This is a genomic window from Streptomyces sp. NPDC091972 (assembly GCF_044756385.1).
Lineage (GTDB): Bacteria > Actinomycetota > Actinomycetes > Streptomycetales > Streptomycetaceae > Streptomyces.
The window spans coordinates 1-20,085 of the sequence record NZ_JBIVSV010000025.1 but is presented as its reverse complement, the minus strand read 5'-3'; the positions used below and the strand labels follow the sequence as shown (position 1 = coordinate 20,085).

Sequence of the window (20,085 nt, the reverse complement as noted above, 5' to 3'; positions counted from 1 at the left end):
GCTGCGCGGCTCCCCTGGACGCCGCCCGGACCGGCCGCCGACAGGGACGGGGCCGGGCCGGGCGGGTCAGGCAGCCGACAGACGATGCGGTCACACCAGGGCCGGCACCCTCGGGGTGGGCCGGTGCGGAGCGATGGCGCGGCCGTCGGGCAGCAGCTCGCCGGTGTCGTCGAACAGCAGGACGCCGTTACACAGCAGCGACCAGCCCTGCTCGGGGTGGTCGGCCACCACGCGGGCGGCCTCCGCGTCCGGGCTGTCGGCGGTCGGGCAGGCCGGGGTGTGCAGGCACAGGGAGCTCGGCTGACGACGGGTCGGGGTGCGCATGAAGAGACCTCCAGGCGGGTGAGGGACGGGGTGCGCGGCTGCGCGGCTCCCCTGGGCGCCGCCCGGACCGGCCGCCGACGGGGGGCGGGCCGGGCCGGGCGGGTCAGGCAGCCGACAGAGGTGGCGATGTCGGTTCGAACTCAGGTGTTGTCGACGACGCGCTCGACGACGAAGCCCTGCGGGGTGGAGTGACCGCGGACTTCCTCCAGGTCGGCGCCCGGCGTCTGCCGGTGAAAGTCGGGGTGCATCGTGACCGCGGTGTAGCCAGCCGGAGTCGTCACGCGGTGCGCGATTTCCTCGCCCGTGTTCGAGTCGCGACGGAACATCAGCCGTCCTTCCTGTTGGGAATCAAGGGAGTTGGAGCTGTCCGGCTCCCCTGGACGCCGCCCGGACCGGCCGCCGACGGGGGCGGGGCCGGGCCGGGCGGGTCAGGCAGCCGACAGAGGTGGCGATGTCGGACTGGGGCGATGGTCAGTAACCGTTGGCCTGGCAGGCGGCGCAGACGCCGCCGGGCCAGCCGTCGAACCAGCCGGAACAGACGCTGCACTGGCCGCCGTTGCGGCACAGGTGCTGGCGTAACCGTGCGAGGCGGCGCCTCATGCGAAGGCCTCGGTGCGGCGGGCGCCGGCCTCGCGGACCAGGTAGTCCGAGGTGGTCCACACGGAGCCGATCACAAACGGCTCGCCGTCGGCACGGGTGACGTCCTTGACGATCAGTGCCCACTGCGGGCTGCGGCGCCCCAGCAGGGAGCGGGCCCGTTCCGGGTCGCGGATGACGGCCAACACCTGGAAGACACCGTCGACGTTGCGGTAGATCGCCCCTACCTCGCGGGGCCCGATCTCCAGCTCCACGACCCTGCGCAGGGCCTCCGTCACCATCGAGTCGGCCACACCGGGGTGCGGTCGGGGGCCGGACGGAGTGGGCCTGTCCGGGACCCGCTCGTGCGGGATCGGGCGCCTCGGCAGGGGCTGGCGGGTGTCCGCCACAGGGGCATCAGTCATGATGGTCATGCAGGTCGTTCCTCTCACTGGGTGACCTGCGACAAGAACCCCCAGGGGCGCAATCCCTGGGGGTTCGTCGCATGCATGGCCCCGCCCGGTCCGGCGGGGAGTGCGTCCTGCGCACTCCGCCGACGACCAGCCCCGCGGTGCTGGGGTCGATCGGCGGCGGGCAGCGCAGGCGGCGAGTCAGGCCTGCTCGCCGCGCGCGGCGTCGCGGGCGTCCATCTCCTTCATGAAGTCCTCGTATTCGGCCTGGTCCATCGCCTCGTACCTCGCATTCATCTCATCCAGCTCCCGCCTGTTCTTAGCGGCCCGGGCGAGGACTTCCTCAAGCCTGTCCATCACGTCCTCCTACTCGGTGGGTTAATCGGGGTGTTGGCGTGCCGGTGCGTGAATGGCCGTACGGCCACGGCCCTGGCCGCCCCTTGAGTGCGGGACGGCCAGGGCCGTGGTCGATCGTCTCGGGTGTTTGTCAGGCGGCTGCATTCTGCGTGTACTGCTTGCCCAGTTCGGCCTGGCGCTGGTCATGCGCCTTCACGTTCTGCGGCAGCAGTGGAACTCCCCGGCCTTCCGCAGGGGCGTCGCCGGCAGGCAGTTCCGTGCGGCGGGTGTCGGCGTCGCGCGCCGCCGACGCCCACTGCGCCTTACGGACGGCCGGCACCACCTGCTTCCGCGCCTGACGCTCCTGCTCCCTGCGGGCCTCGCGGCGGGCGGGCTCCTGGGTGAGGGCCAGGACGTAGCGGCGGGCCAGGATGTCGCCGGTCGTGCAGTGTTGGCGGCCGGCGCACCGCGTGCAGGCATTGCGGTGGGCGAGGTAGGACTGGCGGGACGGCTCCAGCATGACCTCCCCCTTGATGCGGAAGACCGGCGCGGCCGGGGCCGGGAGCGGCTTGTAGAACTGCCGGGCGGCTCGCCGGTTCTCCTGCGGCATCGCGTTGCGCAGCAGCCGGTCCTGTCGGGCCTGCCAGCGCCGGACGTCAATGTCGATGACCACGGCCTGGTTGCTGCCGGGGCAAAGAACGTGCTTCTCGCCCTCCGGGACCTTGTCGGAGATGCAGTGCTCGCGGATCTTGAGGTCGGTGTTCCCCATGATCCGGCGCCAGGTCCTGCAGTCCGGGCAGGCGATCGACTTCACTTCGCCGGGACGGACGTTGAAGTCCTCCGGGGGCAGCTTGCTGAGCAGGAGCGGCTCGCGACGGTTGTTGCGCTTGGTTCGGGTACGGCCGGGACGCTTCCGGTTCGCCATCTCGGATCTCCTTCTCGCAGGTGAGGGGCGAGCGCTGCTCTCTCTGCCGCGCCAGGCCGGCCTTGCGGTCGGGTGGTTCCTGGCGGACAGACAACGCAGCAAACGCGCTGTTCACGGTCGTTCTGTGGTGCTCGATATGAAGGCGTCTCGACCGGGGGAGCGCGGGCTCAACCCCTCCGCCCCCGCCTCCGAAGAGGCGGTGACTGCCGCCGCCTCGGAAGAGACGGTGACGCCTGCTGTTTTGCACGTCCGGCCTCTTCTGTAAGGCCGGGCGACTTCTCGCGGTAATGCACACACGAGGGAACTGGTGCGGACTGGCACTCAGTCCCGCTCGCAGCCACTACAATGCAGGTCTTCTAGAAGACTGTCAAGGTCTTCTAGAATGTGGTTGACTGATGAGCCCGCACACGATGAGAGGAGTTGCCATGCCAGCTCTGGCCTCCAAGCCGCCAAAGTGGCGACAGATCGCCGATGAGATCGCGGCAAAGATCGCTAGTGGCGAATACCGCCCTGGCGACCGACTCCCTTCCGTTCAGGCCCTGGTCAGCGAGGGCAAAGGGGCCACCGCGACTGTTCATCGCGCATATCAGGCGCTGGAGGCAGAAGGGCTCGTCCGTACGACTCAGGGCGTCGGCACCATGGTCCTTGGGCCCAACGACACCCCGCCGTCGGTCTTGACTGGCGCCGCCCGCCTGGAACGGCTTCGCCGGACAGGAAGGCCTCTCGCTCCCCACGAGCAATACGTGCACTCCCGCTCCGTACTCCGATCTTGTGCGGATCCCGAGATTGCAACGCTGTTGGGAATCGATCTGTACGACGAGGTCGTGTTCCGAAGCCGGACGTTCGTCCAGGACGACAAGCCCACCATCCTGGCCCTGAATGTGATCCACATGCGGGCCTTGGTGATCTTGCCGGAGCTGCTCGACGAGGGCCCGATGTCCAAGTTCCGGCACGATCTGTACACCGAGCGCACCGGCAAAACGATCACGGCTGGTCCTGAGTTGAGTAGAGCGCGTCTCGCCACTCCCGGCGAACTCGAGGAGTTCGGCATCGACGTACCGCCGGACATGGCCGTCCCGCTCCTTGTGCTGCGCACCCTCTACTCGGATGAAGACGGTCCGTTGGAGGTCTGGGAGGACATCCTCAGGCCTGGCGTTTGGCATGGAGGTCATTCCTGACCAGGTGTGAACGACCACTGGTTTCGCCCCTTCAAACGCTTCGTTGCGTGGGGCTCATCACATCCGGTAGAGGCTTTGAGGAACATCACGAAGAGCTCGTCACTTCGGTGAACGAGTTCCTCAACGCGTTTTCAACGAGTAGGTACACACGGGTTTTCGGGGCCCGCGCCTAGGCTCCGGATCATGGTGAAGACGGAGGATCACGGGGTGGGCAAGCGCGCTGGGTGGCGCCCGGACAGGCTGCGGGAGCACCGTGAAGCTCATGGGCTGACGCTGGAGGAAGCCGGTGAGCAGCTCCGGTTGGTGGCAGAGCAGGCTGGTTTGAAGGATGTGCCGGCCGCGAATCCCCAGACATTGAGCCAGCACGAGACGGGCGAGAGTTATCCGGGTCCGCCATACCGTCGGGCGTACTGCCTGCTGTATCGGGCGACAGAGCCGTCGCTCGGGTTCCGTCCCGCTCTGCCGGGTGAAGAGACGAAGTTCGAGGTCAGTCCGCTTCCCGAGCAGCGCAATGGGCTCCATGTCATCGCCGTTGAACGTGCGCTGACCCGGATCGCGGACGGGGACGGGTTCGACAGCTATAGCTGGCAGCAACGCGTGATGGAGGCGTGGAAGCGGCGCCGTACCGGTGGTGACCCGCATCGGCCCTGCGTGGTGCTGGTGGGTGGGTATGCGGGCTCGGGTAAGACGGAGTTCGCCCGGTTCCTGACGCAGTTGACGGGTTGGCCGCTGGTGGACAAGGACCCGCTGACCCGGCCGCTGGTGGAGCCGCTGCTGACCGCGCTGGGATCGCAGGCCCACGACCGACACACGGACCTGTACCGCACGAAGGTCCGACCGGCTGAATACGCCGCGCTGATGCAGGCCGTCTACTCCCATGTGTCGTGCGGCATCTCTGCTGTAGTGACCGCACCGTTCATTGCGGAGCTCACGGACCAGCAGTGGATGGAGCGGCTGATCAATAAGTGCGCGTCGCACGGCGTCGAAGTGGCGCCGATCTGGGTTCGGTGCGACGTGGAGTCGATGCACGAGTACATCTCGCACCGTGGCGCAGCTCGGGACGCGTGGAAGTTGGAACGGTGGGAGGAGTACGTGGCCACCGTCGACGTGGATCTACGCCCGGCGGTACCCCATCTGGTGGTGGACAACAGGATGGGTGCTGCGATCTCGCTGGCAGACCAGGCCCGTCAGGCCATCGGGGCGGTGGCGTGGTGACGCAGGGGGTGATCCTGTATGGGCCGCCAGCGTCGGGGAAGGACACCGTCACCGCCGCGCTCACCGAGCTGCACGCGAAGTACGCGCAGTTCGCGCGGCTCAAGGTCGGGGCAGGCAAGTCGGCCGGCTACCGGATGGGCACAGCGGACCATCTGCACGAGCTGGAGGCCGCGGGCGACGTCGTCTACGCGAACGCGCGGTACGGCAACACGTACGCGATCGACCGTCCCGGCCTCGACGCCGCGTTCGCGGCCAGGGTGCCCGTTGTGCACCTCGGGCAGATCGACGGCATCCGAGCGTTGATCAACGGTTACCCGGCCGACTGGTCGGTGGTGCTGTTGTGGTGCCCGCGCGAGGTGACTGAGCAGCGGTCGGCGGGGCGCGGAGACAGCGACACCGCGGCGCGCCTGGCGGCGTGGGACGCCACCCGCGAGGACCTGGACGCACACCCGGGCATGGTCTGGGACCTGAGCGTGGACACCACGGCGTCGACTCCTCAGGACGCAGCACGGCTCATCGACCAACTGCTGGTGCAGCGGACGGGAGCGGCGACGGCATGAATGCGGGCTACGGCTGGGCGAGCCGGTCCAAGGCGTCGGCGAGCGTGAGCTCGCCGTCCTTGGCGTCGTTCCACCGTGCCAGCGTGGACGCAGCCGCACGCAGCATCTCCGGCGGCAGGCCAGCCGCCGCGAGTGCGTCGGCGGCTTCCGCCAGCTCCGGTCCCCAACGCCACGCGCGGGCCGCGGTCTTGGCGACATACTCCGGCTCCGCGAGGTACGAGTCGGTGCGCCGGGAGGCGACCTCGATGAGCTCCTGGTCGACGCCGTGCCCTCGTGCCATGCCGACTGCGAGCGCGACCAGCACCCGCGACGCCTTCTGGAAGCTGGCGTACGACAGTTTCAGCGCGGAAGCCTTCCCGATCTCCGCTCCCAGCGGCCTTGTCTGCACGGCCGTGCCCGCGAAAAGTGCCTCGATCCGCGCGGTCGCGGCCGCCGGACCGGACAGGTACAGCAACGGGGTTTTGCCGCCGACCGGCGGGGAGCCGATGACGCCGCCGTCCACGACGGTCGCGGTCGGTTCGAGCAGTTCGGTGATGCGAACCGCCCGCTCCGGGTTGATGGCGTTCGCCTCCACGTACACCCCGGCGAAGCGGTGCCCGGCGACGTCGCGGGCGAGCTCCTCGGCTGCGGCCGGCGGGCAGAGGCCGATGACGATGTCGCTGCGGTCCAGCAGGTCCGCCAGCGTGGCCATGGGCGTCAGGCCGAACTGTGCGGCGCGCGCTGCGGATGCGGAACTGCGGCCCGCCTCGCACCACAGGACCGCGGATGCGTTCGCCGCGGCGCAGGCGGCGACGGCGGCGCCCATGCTGCCGGGGTGGAGAATGCCGACGGTCGGCTGGTCCACGGTGCTACTCCATCTCGTTGAGCAGGATCGCGACGGCGTCGGTGACGTCATCGACGGTGTGGTGCGCGGCAGGGAGCTCCTTGGGCCAGGGGCGGCCACGCAGCCAGATGGTGCGCAGGCCCGCCTGGCGGCCGCCGCCGATGTCCGTTGCCGGGTTGTCGCCGATCATCCAGCCGCCGTCGGCGAGGGACAGACCACAGCGCATGGCGGCGAGTTCGAAGAGCCGACGATCGGGTTTGCGTATCTCGATGTCGCCGGAGACCGCAACGCCGTCGACCAGGTCGCTGAGGCCGGACGCGGTGAGCTTGGCCCGCTGAATGTCGCCGGCGCCGTTGGTGGCAATGCCGAGACTCCAACCGGCCCGCTTGAGTTCTTCCAGAGCGGCGAGAACGACGGGACGGCAGTGCACGGAGGCAGCCATGCGGTCGACGTAGGCACGCCACAGGTTGTCTGTCGACTCGTTAAGGGAGAAGACGGTGCGCAGGCGGTCAAAGTCGCTACGGTCTGCTCGGTCGGCCAGCTCGGTCAGCAGCCACTGCTCGATCTCGGGGCCGTAGCCATGCTCGTGAACGAAGCCGGCCACGGCGCGCGGGTAGGCGGCACCGCGGTCGACCAAGGTGCCGTCCAGATCGAAGAGGGCGAAACGCATGCCGTTGACCCTAGCCGGGAGGATCTTGCGGTGACACACCATCAACTCCCCCACTGTGAGTCAAGATCTATGTATAGTTTCGGTTCACGTGAGGAGAGGGGGAGCAGTGTCTGAACTACTCGATGCAGTCGATGCTCTGCTCGCGCGACCAGACGTCTTGCCGCCACCGCATGTGCGGGCGAACCTGCGCAAGGCCGCGGACCTGACGCAGGATGAGGTCGCTCAGGTTTTTGGGGTCAGTCGGGTCGCCTTCCACCGGTGGGAGACCGGTCAGGCCAAGCCGCATCGGCGACGCCTGGAGGCTTACGCCCGGCTGCTGAGCGGGTGGGCTGAGAAGCACCCTGAGGCAACTGCAGATCTTCACGACCGAGAGGCGGGCTGACTGTGCGCCGCACTGCACGCGCCCCGTAATGCGAAGAGGCCCCTGTCGCCACAACAGGAGCCTCTTCCAAGTCCGACTCATCCGAGCTACCAACTCTGAGTCGTGATCCGGTGAGGTGACCTCGCCGGGGGTGATACCCGTGGACCCGAAAGCCCGCGTGGTCACCTATACCCAGAGTATGCGCTACAGATTGCGCAACGCCACTACTCCGGGAACCTGATAGGTCACATCCACTGGTCGCGGCTCCCCTACCTGGGGAGATGACCCAGTTGCACCGACAGTTCTACCGTCCGCCGACAGCGCGGACCGTCTCCGGTATCCCAGCCACGGTGGGACCCGTCGCCGACGTCCCGGCCTGTGCTGGACTCCCTCTGCTGGAGGTGGCGTGAGCATGTCTGAGCGCCGGAAGACCTCACCAACCCGCCCCAAGGCATCGGCCGCCACGCCGGATCAGGTCGTCGAGCTGTACGGCCCCGACCATGACGGCTGGTACGACACCCGGGTCAAGGACTGGATCGCCTTGTGCGAGGACCTCAAGGACGGCGAGGTTCGCGGCTACCTGGTCCTGCGCGGACTAGTCGTAGAGAAGTTCCGCAACCACGTGCGGAAGCTGACTCTGCAACTCCTCTGCGAGCTGATTCCCAGCCCGAGCGGCGGTCCCAGCAGCCTCACACGAGTGCGAGGGATTCTGGACGGTCTGACGAAGGTCGGACTGATCACCACACCCGAGGGACAGCCGATCAAGACGTCGTCTCGGGCCAGCGCCCTGACCAAGCCGCTCCGCATTCGGATCAACGACGCCGCCCCCGCCGACTATGCGGGCTGGCGGAACGCAGAGGACAAGCTGAAGGCCTTGGGCACGGCCCTCGCTGACCTCGTGGAAGGCGAAGGCCAGGCATCTGACCAGCGTGTCTCCCAAGCGGGTCGGAAATCCGACCCGGCGGGAAGCACGGGTCGGATTTCCGACCCAGGGAGTCGGATTTCCGACCCGGCGGGTCGGATTTCCGACCCAGGGAGTCGGATTTCCGACCCGCAGACACGTGGTGACCAGCCGGAACGCGATCTTCCTCTGGTTTTTTCCTCTGGATCTACCTCTGGTCTCTCTCCTGTCGTTAGGGACGCCGCAGGCATCTGGACTGCCTCGCCGGTCGGAGAGAGAGAGATCGAAGCTCCGCATGAGGAACACACCCCCCACACCTCCGAGGCTGAACTGCCACCGCAGCGCGAAGGTTCACGCAAGAACGCAGCAGCGGGAGCCCGGATCGTGGCCGCGTACGCGGAAGCCCTGGGGCGACCTGTGCTGAATGGAACCAAGGCCAAGCTGGATCGCCAGGCTGTCGAGCTGCTGGCTCAGGGGCTGCCAGAGGCTTGGCTGTGCGACCGGGCCCGGGAGATGGCGGCCCGCGGTTGGTCCGACCTCGTTCGGCATGCGGAGATGTCCACAGCACCTGTCACCCAAACCACCACCAAGTCCCGCCGATCCGGACTGCCTGAGTGGTGCACCAAGTGCGGCCCGGGCTCTCCCGCGGCCCGCCTCAACCCGCGGTTCCGGACCCTTGGAGAAATGGGCAGCGGGGAGAAGTGCCCGGACTGTCACCCTGACCGAGTCGCCGCAGGGGCTTCACGATGAGCGATTTCCACGCCATTGATGCACTGCTCGCGTCCGCGTCGTCGGACCAGGTTCCGCTGCCGCCTGCCGAGGAACGGCGCTGGCTGCGCGAGGGACTGCACCTCTCACGCCCACAGCTCGCGCACGCCTTGGGCGTCGGCGCATCCACGGTCGGCGGCTGGGAGTCCGGGCGGGAGCCGAGCGGCGAGGTGCGGGAGAAGTACGCGTACTTCCTCGAGGGAGCCCGCACCAAGCTGGCGGCCTCCGCGGCCGCGGAAGTTTCCGCTGGCGCTTCCGGCCTGGAAGGCGCCGGGCGGGCCGATGACGCTGGCGGCGAGGTGCTGCCTGTGCCTGAGCCGTGTGTGCTGTGCGGGCAGCCGGCCCGGCACCAGGTCGAAGGGTTCCCGCAGCACCTGGACCCTGCCGAGTGCGGCACCACCGCGCCCGCACCTGAACCCGTGCGGCCGCACGAGCCGGCGCCACGGAAGGAGTCGCGGCCGCCGGCGCCCGCCGCAGGGCAGAGCCGGGCGGCGCACGGCGTCAAGGTGGTGCCGGTCGGCCGCCGGGCGCAGGCGGCCTCCGACACCCCGGACCTGATCGGCTCCACGGTCGCGGCCGCGCTCGACGAACACGCCGGCGATGTGGAGGCGGCGACCGCGGCGCTGGTCAAGCGGGCGATCCCGGACGCGATGGCGCTGCTGGACCACACCCGCAAGGGCGGCCGCTACGACGTCGTCGCCCACCCGTGGCTGCCCGACATCCTGCGCAAGCAGACCGCCCGCGGCGCCGACCAGATCTGGGAGGCCCGCCCCAAATGGACCCGCCCCCAGCTGCCTGCCGGCCGCCACGAGGTCACGGCCCTCGACATCAACGGCGCATACTTGTCCGCGCTCAAGACGCACCTGCCGCTCGGGCAGCTGGAGCACTCCACCGGCAACCATCACGACCGGCGGCGCGCCGGTGTCCACTTGATCACCCCGCCCGCCTGGGACCACGACGCCTACCTGCCGAACCCGCTCGGCAGCCGGGACGAGCCCGGCCCGCTGTGGGTGACCGAGCCGACCCTGCGCCTGCTGCTGCGCCTGTCGGGACCGAAGTACGGGCTGTGTGAGCCGCCGCAGATCCACGAGTCCTGGACGTCGGGGGCCACGGAGAGCCTGCTGGAGAAGTTCCGCATCGCTCTCAAGGACGCCCGCGACCGGGCGATCGCCGAGGACGACGAGGTGACGCTGGAGTACGTGAAGGCCATGTACTCCAAGTTCGTCTCCACGATGGGGGAGTCGAACTACAACCGGGAGCTGTACCGCGCCGACTGGATGCACCTCATCCGCTCCCAGGCCTTCGTGAACCTGTGGTGGAAGGCCCACCGCGCCTACGACGAAGGCCTCATGGTCGTTCGCGCGATGGGAACCGACGAACTGCATGTCACCGGTGACTGGCGGGCGGTGTTCCCCGAAGGCCGCGGCGTCACCGAGGTGAAGGTCAAGGACGTCTACACCGTCGGCACCGAGCAAGGTCTTGCCGGCCCGACCGAGACGTAGCCGAGTGCGCCCCGTAGACGGTGCTCAGTGCCTCGCTGAATGCCGCGCGCCCCCTGCAGGATCCTGTTCAGCGCTTCGAGGCGGGAAAGGCGCTCACAATGCCACACAGGCGATCAAGGAAGGCGAGATGCGTCAGCTCATGCCGCACCTGCACGTCGGGTCCGGTTCACACGTTGCGGCCACGGTAGGTGGTGCGGAAGACCAGCAGTGCCCAGAAACGGGGATCGGGTTCGTATGGGGGCAGAGTGAATGCGGCCCCGTACGTGCTCATGCTCTCCAGTTGCCATCCGTGGACCTCAACGCCCTCGATCGTCGCGGCCACCAAATGCTCGGGTGCCTGGTCCGGGCTGTCGGGATGGTTCAGCGGCACGCTCACGGAGAACACGCGGGCCGTCGACGTGCGCGCCTGCGCGCCGATCTCCTTCAGCCAGGCGTCCGTGCCGGCTACTTCGGTGGTCATGGCGTTCCCCTCTCCCATGTGGGGACGTGCCCCGCCGGACGGGCGCCCCAAACGCTGCACGCGCCGGTAGGTTGCCCTGCCAGGGAACGGAACGGAGGAACAGCAAGTGCCTGAGCGGAACATCGAGTTCGGCAAGTACGGCGCCCGCGGCATCAAGGGCCACGAAGCCGTCGCCCGCCAACTGGACGCCCTCGCCGGCTACATCGCCACCCCCGTCACCGCCCGGCGAGGCCTCCAAGCGCGCCTGCACTACCTCACCCGCACCCCCCACGCCCTGGCGGCTGCCCGGGCCGCCGGGCTGACCGTCACCGACCGCACCCTGCGCGCCTGGACGGCCGGCACCCGTAGCCCGTCCAGGAAGAACCTGGAGGCGATCGAGCGGGCCTACCGCACCGTGCGTCGCGAGAACGTCGCCCGCTACCTGGCCGCCCGCCTCAACCGCGACGGCCGCGGCACCCGCGTGGAAATCCACCCCCTCAACCAGTCCCAGGTCTCCCGGCCCCGCCAGCGCCCCGTGGAGTTCCGCGCGATGAACGTGCGCCGCTGGGATCGGATCGTCGCCGCCTGGGCGGCCGGCGACGACCAGGAGCTCGACGACGCCTGGGTCGACCTGGTCGTCGACCTCGGCTCCCAGTGGGGCCAGTACGAGTACGTCACCAACGTGGGGTTCGCGGCGTGAAGAGCGATCATCTGAGGCGGCACGTGCTGCGGACGGGGGGTTGCCAGCACGTCATTGTCAGACCCGGCGGGTAAGGTACCTCGGCTCACAAGCGGAGGGTCTGAGTCCGGGTGTCTTGATCAGGAGAACACCCGGCAAATCCCCTCATTCAACCAAGCGCAGATGATGTGACCTCCACCCTTTCGGGTGTGTGATGTGCGACACGTCACACCCAATTTGGGGTCCGTCAAACCGCTACCAACCTGGGGTATTACGGACGCAGGGCTCTGAATGATCAGTGCTCAACATCTGACCAGCAGTCGCATAACTCCCCCCAGTTGAGGCACGATGGGGACGTCGCCGCGCGAGAGTGTGACAGCCGCCACAAAAAGGCGGTTCCTGCTTGCCTTACGCGACGGTAACCGCATTCGGACATAAAGAAGGCCCCACCCGTCAGCCCGCGAAGCCTTGGGTGAGGCCCTCTCCAGCACACCGTCTGCAGCGCGGACCCCGACCGGTTAGGTCGGGGTCTTCCGCGTTACTGAGGCAGGAGGTCCGTCACGATGCGGTACATCGTGTAGACCGGCCCCAGCCAGCGAGCGACTCGGTAGAACCGACTCCGCCTGCTGCAGCACCGACAGTGCCCCTCTGGCAGATCTTGCACAGCCATCAGGACCGTCACCCCACTTTCCGTGAAGGCCTGCGGATTTCGCAGGTCCTCCGTGGAGGCCCACATTCTTCGTGGACTCCCGGGGAGGCACGACCGTGCATGAGCACCCGGAGTGACGGATGCGGGCACTTTACCCGAGGGGAGCAGGCTCCGCCGTACCGTCAAGTCCCGCCGCCCTGACCGGGGATGTCGTCCCTGCTTGTGCGTCGATGCACAACCTCGGGCACGCCGTGCCCGGTTGTGGTCATTGCGTGCCGCGCGACCCCGCCACGCTGGGCACACACACCCGCGGCGACGAAATCCGAAGTCCTCGCGCCCGTCCGCAAATTGGTGGTACGTCCAGCCTCGCGCGTCAGTTCCCACCCGTTGCGTGCCCAAGGTCACACAGGAAGCACGCTCTCCGGATGAACGCGCCCCCTCTTGACAGCGTTGTCGCAGGCAGACGGTCGTACTTTCGTACTCCGGGCCCTGTTCGCACGAGGTGAGGGCCAGCGACCCCATCCACCGTGCCTGCATTCCGTCGAGCGGTCCGGTCGCGCGCCAGCCACGGTGACCCGACGCGCGACCGGAAGTGCCCCTGAGCGGATGCTCAAGGGCCGTGAAACCACATCTTCACCAGAGACGGCACCCCGAAGGCGACCGAGACGAACACGCTGCCGCCCCACACGACAGCGGTCATCAGGGTGTGGGAGAGCACGTAGCCGGCAATGCCCGCGATGAGCGCGAGCGCGAGCGCCGTCAGCACGATCGCCGTCACCATCAGCTTGGCCTCAAGCGGAGTACCAGCGCGGACAGCGGGAGCCGGCATGCCGGGAGTACTTGCGGACGAGTTGGAGGGACCAGGATCCCGGGACACGGTTGTTCTCCTTGCGAGAGCGTGTGAAGAAGGGGCCGGCGCCTGTCGTGGCGCTGTCCGCGTGGGTTGATCGCCTCGCGGTCGGCGTCCCCTCAGCACCGCTCGCGCGGCTCCCGGGGCCGTATCCACGGTAGAGGCATTTCGCATCGCTGTTCCCCCTGCTCGGTTCTGCAGGGCCATCACCAGGCCCTTGGTATAGGTGCGCTGTCGAGTCGGTTAGCCCTCGCAGCACGGCAAGGGCCCGGACCATCTGGTCCGGGCCCTGCATGCTCAGTGGTGGAAGACCTGTAATTTCTCCGCACCCGCCACACTTGCGTCGGTGGTGGGCAGCGCCTTCCTAACTTGTGTCTGTCGAGTCGGTTAGCTGATCCACATGACGCTCACTGACCGGCCCTCTGAGACGGTGCCGTGTGAGCGGCCTGGGTCCCGACCATCTGCCTTACACGCGGGTTATGTCGTAATCCAGCGCGGATGTGAGGTGCGAGCATGGTGTGGCTCTTGACGGCCCTCTGGGAGCGGGCACATGGTGGCGCATCGCACCACATTCGTCCCAAGAGGGGGCTGTCATGTCGTTCGAGTGGCGTTACGTCGTCCGTCCCGACGGTTCCTTCTGGCGCACGCCCAACGTTGACGGGGCCCTGGACTCGGTGACCGATGAGCAGCTCCAGGGCATGTGGCCTTTGGTGGACCAGCATCGCGGGGACAGAGAACCGGTGTCGTGCTCGCGGTGCGGCCGCGAGGTGGTGCTGCACTGGAGGGCGCCCGCACCGGGGGTGATGCTGGAGCTGTGCGAGCACTGCGACAGCGGCCGCCCGGCCGCGGCCGACCTGATCCGCTGGAAACGCGATCCCGCCCGGCGCGCGGTCGACCTGCCCCTGCTCTTCGCGATGTGGGAGACGGAGACCATGGAAGCCATGGGCTGGGTCTTCCACCCACCTCAGGCCTGATCCGTCAGCCTCCTACGGTGTGAAGACGTTGACCACCGAGGCGCCGTCACCAGCCATGCGGATCTGCGCATGCTGAGGGCCCCGGAGGAACGGCCCCGGGGCCCCGAATCGGGGACGCACACCGTCCAACGACGATGGGATCCCGCCGTCACGCGGGTGCCGACTGCGGCACCTCCACGCGTCAGCGATCTTCCGGGCCAGCACCGCGAGGTGCCGCGCCTGCGGACAGCGCGGTCGTGACACCTCGCTCGCCCGGTCGGGTGAGTCCGCGCAGGTTGCGGCGGGATTCGGGTGTGAGTCAGGACGGGATGGCGACTCGGCTGGGGAGGGGTTGGGGTGACAGCCTCTCGGGTTCTTCGCCGCCAGGGGCGGCGAAGAACCCCACCCCCTCATGTGATCTTCGCTCCGCTGGGAGCGTCTCACTGTCCCGCCCGGGCAGGTGTACTGGAGACCCTGCCCCCGTATGGAGACTGGTGATGACGACGTCCCGCGCCCAGCGACCGACCGACGGCGATGACGCGGTGGCGCGTCTTGTGCGGGAGAACGCCCAGTTGCGGCACGCCGTCGACTCCCACGCACTTATCGACCAGGCCATCGGTGTCCTCACCGCCACTCACCGGATTCCGCCGGCGGCCGGGTTCGAGGTGCTGCGCGAGGTCTCCCAGCACACCAACATCAAACTGCATAAGGTCGCGGAAACAGTGATCGGCTGGGCTCTGGGGAACGCGCTGTGCGAGCCGGTGCGGCAGGAGCTGGACGCCGCCGTGCAGCGCAGCCAAGCAGACACCCCGGACGGACCGGGACCGGCAGAGGGCAGGTCAGGCGTGTAGGGCTTGCTCGACGCTGGGGTAGCAGGCGATGACGGCATCGACACCGACCAGCGCGAGCACCCGCACGACGAACGGGTGGGCACTCGCGATCCGCACCCACCCCTGCTTCTGGCTCACCTGCCGGTGGCAGGCGATGAACGTGTTGATGCCACTGGAGTCCATGAAGGGCACTCCACTGAGGTCCACGACGATCCGCCAGGGCGCTGGCACACCGTCCTCGAACTGCAGAGCCTCGTGGAAGACCTCGCGCACGTCGTGATCGATCTCGCCGCGCACGGTCACCACCCGGACCCCGTCGACCACGGCATGCTCGACGGAGAGCCTTTTGGGCTGGTCCGCGTTCTCGATGTCGGCCACGTCTCCTCGACAGTGTTCGGCGGTGCCCGCGGTTCGGGGTGCGTGGCGAGTCTGCCCCACCGCTTGGGCCGGATACACCCGGGCGGCCGTACCGGACCGACACCCTTGCAGCATGCACGGATGACCGACGGGTACTGGCTCGTGAACGGGGAGCGAGGCGAGGCCAGTGGGATCCCATACCAGCGGCGACGGCCGCACCGAACAGGATGTCACCCTGCGCGCCGGCTACGCCCTGGAAGCGGACGACTCATGCATCGCCGACGCCCGTCACCACGCCGCCGCGTTCCTCGACCAGGCCCGCGCCGGCCATCGCGTGCCGGTGTCCTCCCGCGTAAGGGATCTCACCCAGCTCGTCGTCAGTGAGCTGGTCACCAACGCCCGCAAGTACGCCCCGGGCCCTGTTCTGATGGAGCTGCGCGTCACGGCTCGCGCGGTGGAGATCGTGGTGTGGGACAGCGAGCCCACGGTGCCGGCGGCCCGGGCGGCGGATCCCGGCAGGATCGGGCAGCACGGACTGGAGATCGTCAAGGCCGTCACCGAGAGCCTGTTCATTGAGCAGGAACCGGTCGGTAAACGCATCACCGCCCGCATCGCCCTGTCCGAACACCCAGCAGCCTGAGAGCCGACCGCAGCCGAACGTGACAGCCAGCCGGGGGCACAAAGGCACGCGGCCCGTTCACTGCGGGGTGAACGGGCCCGCCGTGAGAGCACCGTCCTCGGTCACCCGGACGTGGTCCCGCTACGGGATCAGAGAAGACCGACGGCGGTCCCGGCGTCAGGCCCTGCCACTGGGCTCATAGCGCAAGCTGCTTGGGGCGGGACAGACCCGCCCCAAGCAAGGCAAAGCGGCCTCTGATGCCTACAACCCGATACGCTCGGCGATGATCTTCATGATGCTCTGCGCAAGGCCGACCTTGAGATCGTCGCTGAGTCCGGGGATGGGGGCAGAGGGCATCGATTCCAGCATGAAGTTCACGTAGTTCGTGGAGTCGAAGTAGTGCTTTCCAGGCTGGTCTGCGGCCTGTGCCGTGCCGCACACGGTGAGGGCGGCGCCGGCGAGAATGACAGTGACAAGTGCCCGTTTCATGCTGTTCATGCCTTATGAACAGTCTTGAGCTGATCTTGGTTACGCATGATCCTCATGAGAGTCCTCCCTGATCCATACCGGACTCAACGAGCACGCGGCCCGTTCACTGCGGGGTGAACGGGCCCGCCGTGAGAGCGCCGTCCTCGGTCAGCCGGACGTGTTCGGCGAGTTGGGCGAGGATCTGCTCCGGTGTCAGGCCGGTGCGGGCGGCGATGGCGCGTAGCCGGCGGCTCGCATCAGCGGGCAGCCACACGTGCGCCTGCAACTCGTCACGCGCGTCCTGGCGTTCCTTCTGCCACGCGGCCTGACGGGCGAGAGCGCCGTCGCGCGCGGTGTCCCGCTTCTGCGCCCACTCACTGCCCTTCACGTCCTGTTCCGGGGCGTAGACCGGCCAGCCTTCCTGCTCCATCAGCGCGGCCACGCGCCGCCACTCCGTGTGCCGGGCCGTCCACACCGCAGCGAGCCGCTCCGGATCCTCCCTCAGCCCGTCCAGCCCGGACAGGGACGCCGCGGACGTGCGCAGTTGCTCTCGTGTCTCCTGCTCCCGCCGCGCGGCTTCCGCGACCTTCGACGCGACCTGCCCCTGGTCCAGTCCCTCGCCCTGGCGCCGTACCGCGGCCCGGGCCACGTCCTCAGGACTCCACATCACGCCCCGCCCTCCACGACAGCCCACTCCAGTCCGAGTTCGGCCAGTGCGGCGCGTCGCTCCGCGGACATCGTCCCGACCCGGCGCCGGGCGTTATCGAGCCATGCCCCCAGCTTGACCGCGACCTCCTGACCGCCACCGTCTGTGGTGATCGTCTCGACGTGCTTGCGTGCGGGGCGCAGGTGTCCTTCGCGGGCGTGGAACTGGCGGGCGGCGGCGAGGTTCATCGCCCACCGTTCATCCTGCGACCGCCGTACCGGCACCACCGGCACACCCTGGTTCTCGGGGTGCACTCCGAGTGACTCCAGCAGGTACTGCTGTGCCGGCAGCAGCCGGTCCCAACCGGCCACCTGCCCGGCGACCCACACGGCGAGGTCCTCGCCCTGGACGACGACGTCCCCCGGCCCGGCCGGGAGCTGTCCGCCCGCCTTCACATGCGCGAGCAGGAGCCGGTACGAGCGCTGCCATCCGATCTCCCACTCCGGGGCCCACCCGGGGTCGATCTCGTTCAACGCCTCCATACGCGACTCTGAGAGCTCCCCGGCATACGAGACGCCCTCTTCCCCGTTCGCGCGGCGCACGGCGTTCTCACGGGCCTTCTTAGCGGCCGTCCGGGCATTCTTCAGGAACACCCCCAGCGGGTAGCCGTCCCAGACCACACCGGCGCCCGGCAGGCAGTGCCCGTGAATGGCCGCGTAGTCGCGGGCGACGGCGAGGCCGGCCTCCCACGCGGAGGCGTGCACGGACCACACCATGCCCAGGTTGCCCAGCTCGGTGACGCGCTTGGCCTCCAGCGCCCCGGCCGCGTAGTACCGGCGCTGGTCCGCCAGCCACACCCCCAGCGGATGGCCCCCGAGGGCTCCCCAGTCCTCCGGGGTCTCATACGTGTACGGGACGCGCAGCTCGGTGTTGCCGGTCTCGCGCAGCCACCGGGTGGCCGCCTCGATGCCACGCCGCCAGTAGGCGCCCTCGGGATCGATGACGCGCAGCCGCACGAACTGGGTCAGCGCGGCCGGGTCGCGTTCCTCGGTGAACCGCAGCACCCCCGCGGCTGCAGCCCCCACCGGCGGCACCAGATCCTGCTCCTGGCCGTCACCATCCAGGACGCCGACACCGTCCTCACCGCCATGGTCGTCGGACGGCCGGCGGCTGTTGCGCAGACGAGGATCGGCGAGGGCTTCGATGGTGTCCGCATCGTGCGCCCGCAGAGCTCCCAAGATCTTCGACAACACGTCATAGGCGTTGGACGTGAGCAGTTCATTGGGGTCCTCGTCCGGTCCGAGGAATACCGGAACGATCAACGTTGCTAGTTTCCCCTGCCCGGGATGCAGCCGAAGCGCCCGACCTACCATTTGCACGATATCAACCATCGAGCCGCGCGCATCCGCGAAAAGGACCGCGTCGCATTCTGCGGTATCTACACCTTCACCCAAAACGCGAACCGACGAAAGCACCCGCAATTCCGCTCGCACATCCCGGCCATCATAACCAGGTCCTCCGAGGAAATCGGAAGCGAACTCATCGAGCACCTGGCGGCGATGCGCGGGAGCGTGCTCACCGTAGAGCCAGTCCGCCCACACCCGATCAGCAGGCGGGTACATGTCCGGGTCGTCCTCAGCAAGCCGGCCCGCAGTCACCGGCACCGCGGCCGCCATCGCTTCGGCCTCCCCCACCCGGCTGTGAAACGACAACACCCGACGAAACCGCTCCGTCACGGCCGCACGCATCAGCCCAGCCTGCACCGCCGCCAACCGCGCCCCACGCACCGCATCCGAGCCGGAGTCCTCACTCGTCATCGCGGCATACAACTCCGGATCACGGATATCCAGGCACAGCACCTGATACGGCGCAACAATCCCCCGAGCCACCCCCTCCGACAGCGTCAGCCTGTACGCCACCGGCCCGAACACCGGCGACCCATCCTCCATCGACGCCACCAACCGCGGCCGCTCACCCCCGGCCCCGGCCTCCCACACCCGCGGCGTCGCCGTCATGTACAACCGCCGCTCCGCAGGCAACTGCGCCTGGTCGTGGACGGCCGCCCACGGCTTCATTCCATCGCCACTGGTCCTGTGGGCCTCATCAATGATCATCAGGCTCCACACCCCCAGCCCAGCAGCGTGCGCCCGTTGAAGGATGCGCAGCCCCACCGAGGCGTAGGTCGCGAAGACCGTCACGGTCTCCAGCCCCTCCAGCCACGACACCAACTCGTCGGGGTCGGTCGTGCAGGGCAGACCCTGGCTCTCCTCCGCCCGCAACGAGCAGACCCCGATCATCGCCCCCGACCGGCCCGCCCGACGCCAGGCGCCGGCCATCTGCGTCAGCAGATCCAGCGTCGGGACCACCACCAACACCCGACGCGCCGAAAGGCGGCGCGCGGACTCCGCGCCAATGAGGCTTTTCCCGGAGCCGGTTGCAGCGATAACCTGCGTCCGCAGGCCCTCGGGCGGCATATGCCCACCCGGCGGCGTGCCGAGAATGCGGACGACATTATCGACAGCCTCAGCCTGATGCGGCCTCAATTCCATGCCAGTCACAAGACCCCACATTATCCGGTGTATTCAGAGGAAATCCAGCTTCAACCCAGATTTCATCCGGTTCCAAAAATGACGCCCCACTCACGCCAACTTTTCCAGCGAAGAGGTACTCTGCCATCATCCCAGACTCAAGCCGCCTATGAGAGTGACGCACGAGACTTCTTCGGAAGTGACCGAAAGCGGTCAAGGGCGGCCGGAACCTGATGGAGTCGGAGTTGACGGGACGTCAAACTCGCGTCAGGCGGAAGCCGGTGACGCACCGCCGCACGCTCTTCCTGTTGCCGCCGCTTTCCTGACGCCCCCGGAGGGGGGCGTCAGGTCCCGTACTGGACTGCGGAGCAGGCCGGTACGGGACGGCCCGGGCCGGAGGCCGGGCCCCCGGATCACGGAGTGATCCGGTAGGCGGAACGGAGTTCCGCCGCTATTCCGGCGAAGCCGGAATCCGCCGCGTAGCGGCGGCGCGTCGTGTCTGCGGAGCAGACCGCGCG

23 protein-coding genes are annotated in these 20,085 nt (G+C 68.4%); 10 read left to right on the top strand and 13 right to left on the bottom strand.

Annotated features, from left to right (window positions below; all coding sequences use genetic code 11):
- Positions 1 to 90 precede the first annotated feature (90 nt).
- The 5 genes from ACIQJT_RS40875 to ACIQJT_RS40855 all read right to left on the bottom strand — a co-directional run bounded on the left by ACIQJT_RS40875 (position 91) and on the right by ACIQJT_RS40855 (position 2,571).
- The gene (locus ACIQJT_RS40875; RefSeq protein WP_402650587.1) at positions 91 to 291 is read right to left on the bottom strand and encodes a DUF5999 family protein; all 201 of its coding nucleotides are present in this window, start codon (positions 289 to 291) and stop codon (positions 91 to 93) included.
- Between the two features lie 173 nt (positions 292 to 464).
- The gene (locus ACIQJT_RS40870) at positions 465 to 605 is read right to left on the bottom strand and encodes a hypothetical protein (protein ID WP_402650546.1); all 141 of its coding nucleotides are present in this window, start codon (positions 603 to 605) and stop codon (positions 465 to 467) included.
- Between the two features lie 315 nt (positions 606 to 920).
- A complete protein-coding gene (locus ACIQJT_RS40865; RefSeq protein ID WP_402650545.1) occupies positions 921 to 1,334 on the bottom strand; it encodes a hypothetical protein in 414 nt (137 codons plus the stop codon).
- 177 nt (positions 1,335 to 1,511) lie between these two features.
- Positions 1,512 to 1,667 carry a hypothetical protein gene (locus tag ACIQJT_RS40860; protein WP_402650544.1) on the bottom strand — a complete coding sequence of 52 codons (156 nt, stop codon included), beginning with the start codon at positions 1,665 to 1,667 and terminating at the stop codon, positions 1,512 to 1,514.
- Positions 1,668 to 1,797: 130 nt separating this feature from the next.
- Complete coding sequence (locus tag ACIQJT_RS40855) at positions 1,798 to 2,571, bottom strand: hypothetical protein (RefSeq protein WP_402650543.1); 774 nt, start codon at positions 2,569 to 2,571, stop codon at positions 1,798 to 1,800.
- A 425-nt stretch (positions 2,572 to 2,996) separates the two neighbouring features.
- Between ACIQJT_RS40855 and ACIQJT_RS40850 the strand changes: the two genes are divergently transcribed.
- From ACIQJT_RS40850 to ACIQJT_RS40840, 3 genes are all read left to right on the top strand, one after another.
- Positions 2,997 to 3,749, top strand: a complete 753-nt coding sequence (locus tag ACIQJT_RS40850; RefSeq protein ID WP_402650542.1) for a GntR family transcriptional regulator — start codon at positions 2,997 to 2,999, stop codon at positions 3,747 to 3,749.
- Between the two features lie 183 nt (positions 3,750 to 3,932).
- Positions 3,933 to 4,964 (top strand): AAA family ATPase, encoded by a 1,032-nt coding sequence (locus ACIQJT_RS40845; protein ID WP_402650541.1) that lies wholly within the window; start codon positions 3,933 to 3,935, stop codon positions 4,962 to 4,964.
- Positions 4,958 to 5,524: a guanylate kinase gene (locus ACIQJT_RS40840; protein WP_402650540.1), complete on the top strand. Its 567-nt coding sequence runs from the start codon at positions 4,958 to 4,960 to the stop codon at positions 5,522 to 5,524. Before ACIQJT_RS40845 ends, ACIQJT_RS40840 begins: the two co-directional genes overlap by 7 nt.
- A 7-nt stretch (positions 5,525 to 5,531) precedes the next feature.
- Here the strand turns inward: ACIQJT_RS40840 and ACIQJT_RS40835 are convergent, their stop codons facing one another.
- Together ACIQJT_RS40835 and ACIQJT_RS40830 are read right to left on the bottom strand one after the other, a co-directional pair.
- Positions 5,532 to 6,368 (bottom strand): DUF1932 domain-containing protein, encoded by an 837-nt coding sequence (locus ACIQJT_RS40835; RefSeq protein ID WP_402650538.1) that lies wholly within the window; start codon positions 6,366 to 6,368, stop codon positions 5,532 to 5,534.
- A gap of 4 nt (positions 6,369 to 6,372) precedes the next feature.
- The gene (locus ACIQJT_RS40830) at positions 6,373 to 7,017 is read right to left on the bottom strand and encodes an HAD family hydrolase (RefSeq protein ID WP_402650537.1); all 645 of its coding nucleotides are present in this window, start codon (positions 7,015 to 7,017) and stop codon (positions 6,373 to 6,375) included.
- Between the two features lie 55 nt (positions 7,018 to 7,072).
- Here ACIQJT_RS40830 and ACIQJT_RS40825 point away from each other — a divergent pair, with 55 nt between their 5' ends.
- From ACIQJT_RS40825 to ACIQJT_RS40815, 3 genes are all read left to right on the top strand, one after another.
- Positions 7,073 to 7,399, top strand: coding sequence for a helix-turn-helix domain-containing protein (locus ACIQJT_RS40825; RefSeq protein ID WP_402650536.1), 327 nt, complete (start codon positions 7,073 to 7,075; stop codon positions 7,397 to 7,399).
- Positions 7,400 to 7,790: 391 nt separating this feature from the next.
- Positions 7,791 to 9,029, top strand: a complete 1,239-nt coding sequence (locus ACIQJT_RS40820; RefSeq protein ID WP_402650535.1) for a hypothetical protein — start codon at positions 7,791 to 7,793, stop codon at positions 9,027 to 9,029.
- Positions 9,026 to 10,549 (top strand): helix-turn-helix domain-containing protein, encoded by a 1,524-nt coding sequence (locus tag ACIQJT_RS40815; RefSeq protein ID WP_402650534.1) that lies wholly within the window; start codon positions 9,026 to 9,028, stop codon positions 10,547 to 10,549. Before ACIQJT_RS40820 ends, ACIQJT_RS40815 begins: the two co-directional genes overlap by 4 nt.
- A gap of 166 nt (positions 10,550 to 10,715) precedes the next feature.
- On the opposite strand, the gene ACIQJT_RS40810 is transcribed toward ACIQJT_RS40815, so the two are convergent.
- Positions 10,716 to 11,009 (bottom strand): hypothetical protein, encoded by a 294-nt coding sequence (locus ACIQJT_RS40810; RefSeq protein ID WP_402650532.1) that lies wholly within the window; start codon positions 11,007 to 11,009, stop codon positions 10,716 to 10,718.
- Between the two features lie 106 nt (positions 11,010 to 11,115).
- Here ACIQJT_RS40810 and ACIQJT_RS40805 point away from each other — a divergent pair, with 106 nt between their 5' ends.
- Positions 11,116 to 11,688, top strand: a complete 573-nt coding sequence (locus ACIQJT_RS40805) for a transcriptional regulator (RefSeq protein ID WP_402650531.1) — start codon at positions 11,116 to 11,118, stop codon at positions 11,686 to 11,688.
- Positions 11,689 to 12,926: 1,238 nt separating this feature from the next.
- Here ACIQJT_RS40805 and ACIQJT_RS40800 read toward each other — a convergent pair.
- Complete coding sequence (locus tag ACIQJT_RS40800) at positions 12,927 to 13,097, bottom strand: hypothetical protein (RefSeq protein WP_402650530.1); 171 nt, start codon at positions 13,095 to 13,097, stop codon at positions 12,927 to 12,929.
- Positions 13,098 to 13,759: 662 nt separating this feature from the next.
- Here ACIQJT_RS40800 and ACIQJT_RS40795 point away from each other — a divergent pair.
- Together ACIQJT_RS40795 and ACIQJT_RS40790 are read left to right on the top strand one after the other, a co-directional pair.
- Positions 13,760 to 14,140: a DUF6300 family protein gene (locus ACIQJT_RS40795; protein ID WP_402650529.1), complete on the top strand. Its 381-nt coding sequence runs from the start codon at positions 13,760 to 13,762 to the stop codon at positions 14,138 to 14,140.
- 476 nt (positions 14,141 to 14,616) lie between these two features.
- The gene (locus ACIQJT_RS40790; protein ID WP_402650528.1) at positions 14,617 to 14,970 is read left to right on the top strand and encodes an ANTAR domain-containing protein; all 354 of its coding nucleotides are present in this window, start codon (positions 14,617 to 14,619) and stop codon (positions 14,968 to 14,970) included.
- On the opposite strand, the gene ACIQJT_RS40785 is transcribed toward ACIQJT_RS40790, so the two are convergent.
- Positions 14,959 to 15,327, bottom strand: coding sequence for an STAS domain-containing protein (locus tag ACIQJT_RS40785; protein WP_402650527.1), 369 nt, complete (start codon positions 15,325 to 15,327; stop codon positions 14,959 to 14,961). The genes ACIQJT_RS40790 and ACIQJT_RS40785 overlap by 12 nt on opposite strands.
- Before the next feature lie 166 nt (positions 15,328 to 15,493).
- Between ACIQJT_RS40785 and ACIQJT_RS40780 the strand changes: the two genes are divergently transcribed.
- Positions 15,494 to 15,946 carry an ATP-binding protein gene (locus ACIQJT_RS40780; RefSeq protein ID WP_402650526.1) on the top strand — a complete coding sequence of 151 codons (453 nt, stop codon included), beginning with the start codon at positions 15,494 to 15,496 and terminating at the stop codon, positions 15,944 to 15,946.
- Between the two features lie 240 nt (positions 15,947 to 16,186).
- On the opposite strand, the gene ACIQJT_RS40775 is transcribed toward ACIQJT_RS40780, so the two are convergent.
- The 3 genes from ACIQJT_RS40775 to ACIQJT_RS40765 form a co-directional block, all read right to left on the bottom strand.
- A complete protein-coding gene (locus tag ACIQJT_RS40775) occupies positions 16,187 to 16,423 on the bottom strand; it encodes a hypothetical protein (RefSeq protein ID WP_402650525.1) in 237 nt (78 codons plus the stop codon).
- 94 nt (positions 16,424 to 16,517) lie between these two features.
- Positions 16,518 to 17,060, bottom strand: coding sequence for a hypothetical protein (locus tag ACIQJT_RS40770; RefSeq protein ID WP_402650586.1), 543 nt, complete (start codon positions 17,058 to 17,060; stop codon positions 16,518 to 16,520).
- Positions 17,060 to 19,588, bottom strand: coding sequence for a Helicase associated domain protein (locus tag ACIQJT_RS40765; RefSeq protein WP_402650585.1), 2,529 nt, complete (start codon positions 19,586 to 19,588; stop codon positions 17,060 to 17,062). Before ACIQJT_RS40765 ends, ACIQJT_RS40770 begins: the two co-directional genes overlap by 1 nt.
- Positions 19,589 to 20,085: the final 497 nt, after the last annotated feature.

What these genes read in the sequence shown, in the direction of transcription:
- ACIQJT_RS40850 (WP_402650542.1), top strand. Translation starts at nt 2,997, where the DNA reads ATGCCAGCTCTGGCCTCCAAGCCGCCAAAGTGGCGACAGATCGCCGAT.
- ACIQJT_RS40800 (WP_402650530.1), bottom strand. Translation starts at nt 13,097, where the DNA reads ATGGTGACGGCGATCGTGCTGACGGCGCTCGCGCTCGCGCTCATCGCG.
- ACIQJT_RS40830 (WP_402650537.1), bottom strand. Translation starts at nt 7,017, where the DNA reads ATGCGTTTCGCCCTCTTCGATCTGGACGGCACCTTGGTCGACCGCGGT.
- ACIQJT_RS40775 (WP_402650525.1), bottom strand. Translation starts at nt 16,423, where the DNA reads ATGAACAGCATGAAACGGGCACTTGTCACTGTCATTCTCGCCGGCGCC.
- ACIQJT_RS40845 (WP_402650541.1), top strand. Translation starts at nt 3,933, where the DNA reads ATGGTGAAGACGGAGGATCACGGGGTGGGCAAGCGCGCTGGGTGGCGC.
- ACIQJT_RS40815 (WP_402650534.1), top strand. Translation starts at nt 9,026, where the DNA reads ATGAGCGATTTCCACGCCATTGATGCACTGCTCGCGTCCGCGTCGTCG.
- ACIQJT_RS40765 (WP_402650585.1), bottom strand. Translation starts at nt 19,588, where the DNA reads ATGGAATTGAGGCCGCATCAGGCTGAGGCTGTCGATAATGTCGTCCGC.
- ACIQJT_RS40795 (WP_402650529.1), top strand. Translation starts at nt 13,760, where the DNA reads ATGTCGTTCGAGTGGCGTTACGTCGTCCGTCCCGACGGTTCCTTCTGG.
- ACIQJT_RS40820 (WP_402650535.1), top strand. Translation starts at nt 7,791, where the DNA reads ATGTCTGAGCGCCGGAAGACCTCACCAACCCGCCCCAAGGCATCGGCC.
- ACIQJT_RS40855 (WP_402650543.1), bottom strand. Translation starts at nt 2,571, where the DNA reads ATGGCGAACCGGAAGCGTCCCGGCCGTACCCGAACCAAGCGCAACAAC.
- ACIQJT_RS40790 (WP_402650528.1), top strand. Translation starts at nt 14,617, where the DNA reads ATGACGACGTCCCGCGCCCAGCGACCGACCGACGGCGATGACGCGGTG.
- ACIQJT_RS40860 (WP_402650544.1), bottom strand. Translation starts at nt 1,667, where the DNA reads ATGGACAGGCTTGAGGAAGTCCTCGCCCGGGCCGCTAAGAACAGGCGG.
- ACIQJT_RS40810 (WP_402650532.1), bottom strand. Translation starts at nt 11,009, where the DNA reads ATGACCACCGAAGTAGCCGGCACGGACGCCTGGCTGAAGGAGATCGGC.
- ACIQJT_RS40865 (WP_402650545.1), bottom strand. Translation starts at nt 1,334, where the DNA reads ATGACCATCATGACTGATGCCCCTGTGGCGGACACCCGCCAGCCCCTG.
- ACIQJT_RS40770 (WP_402650586.1), bottom strand. Translation starts at nt 17,060, where the DNA reads ATGTGGAGTCCTGAGGACGTGGCCCGGGCCGCGGTACGGCGCCAGGGC.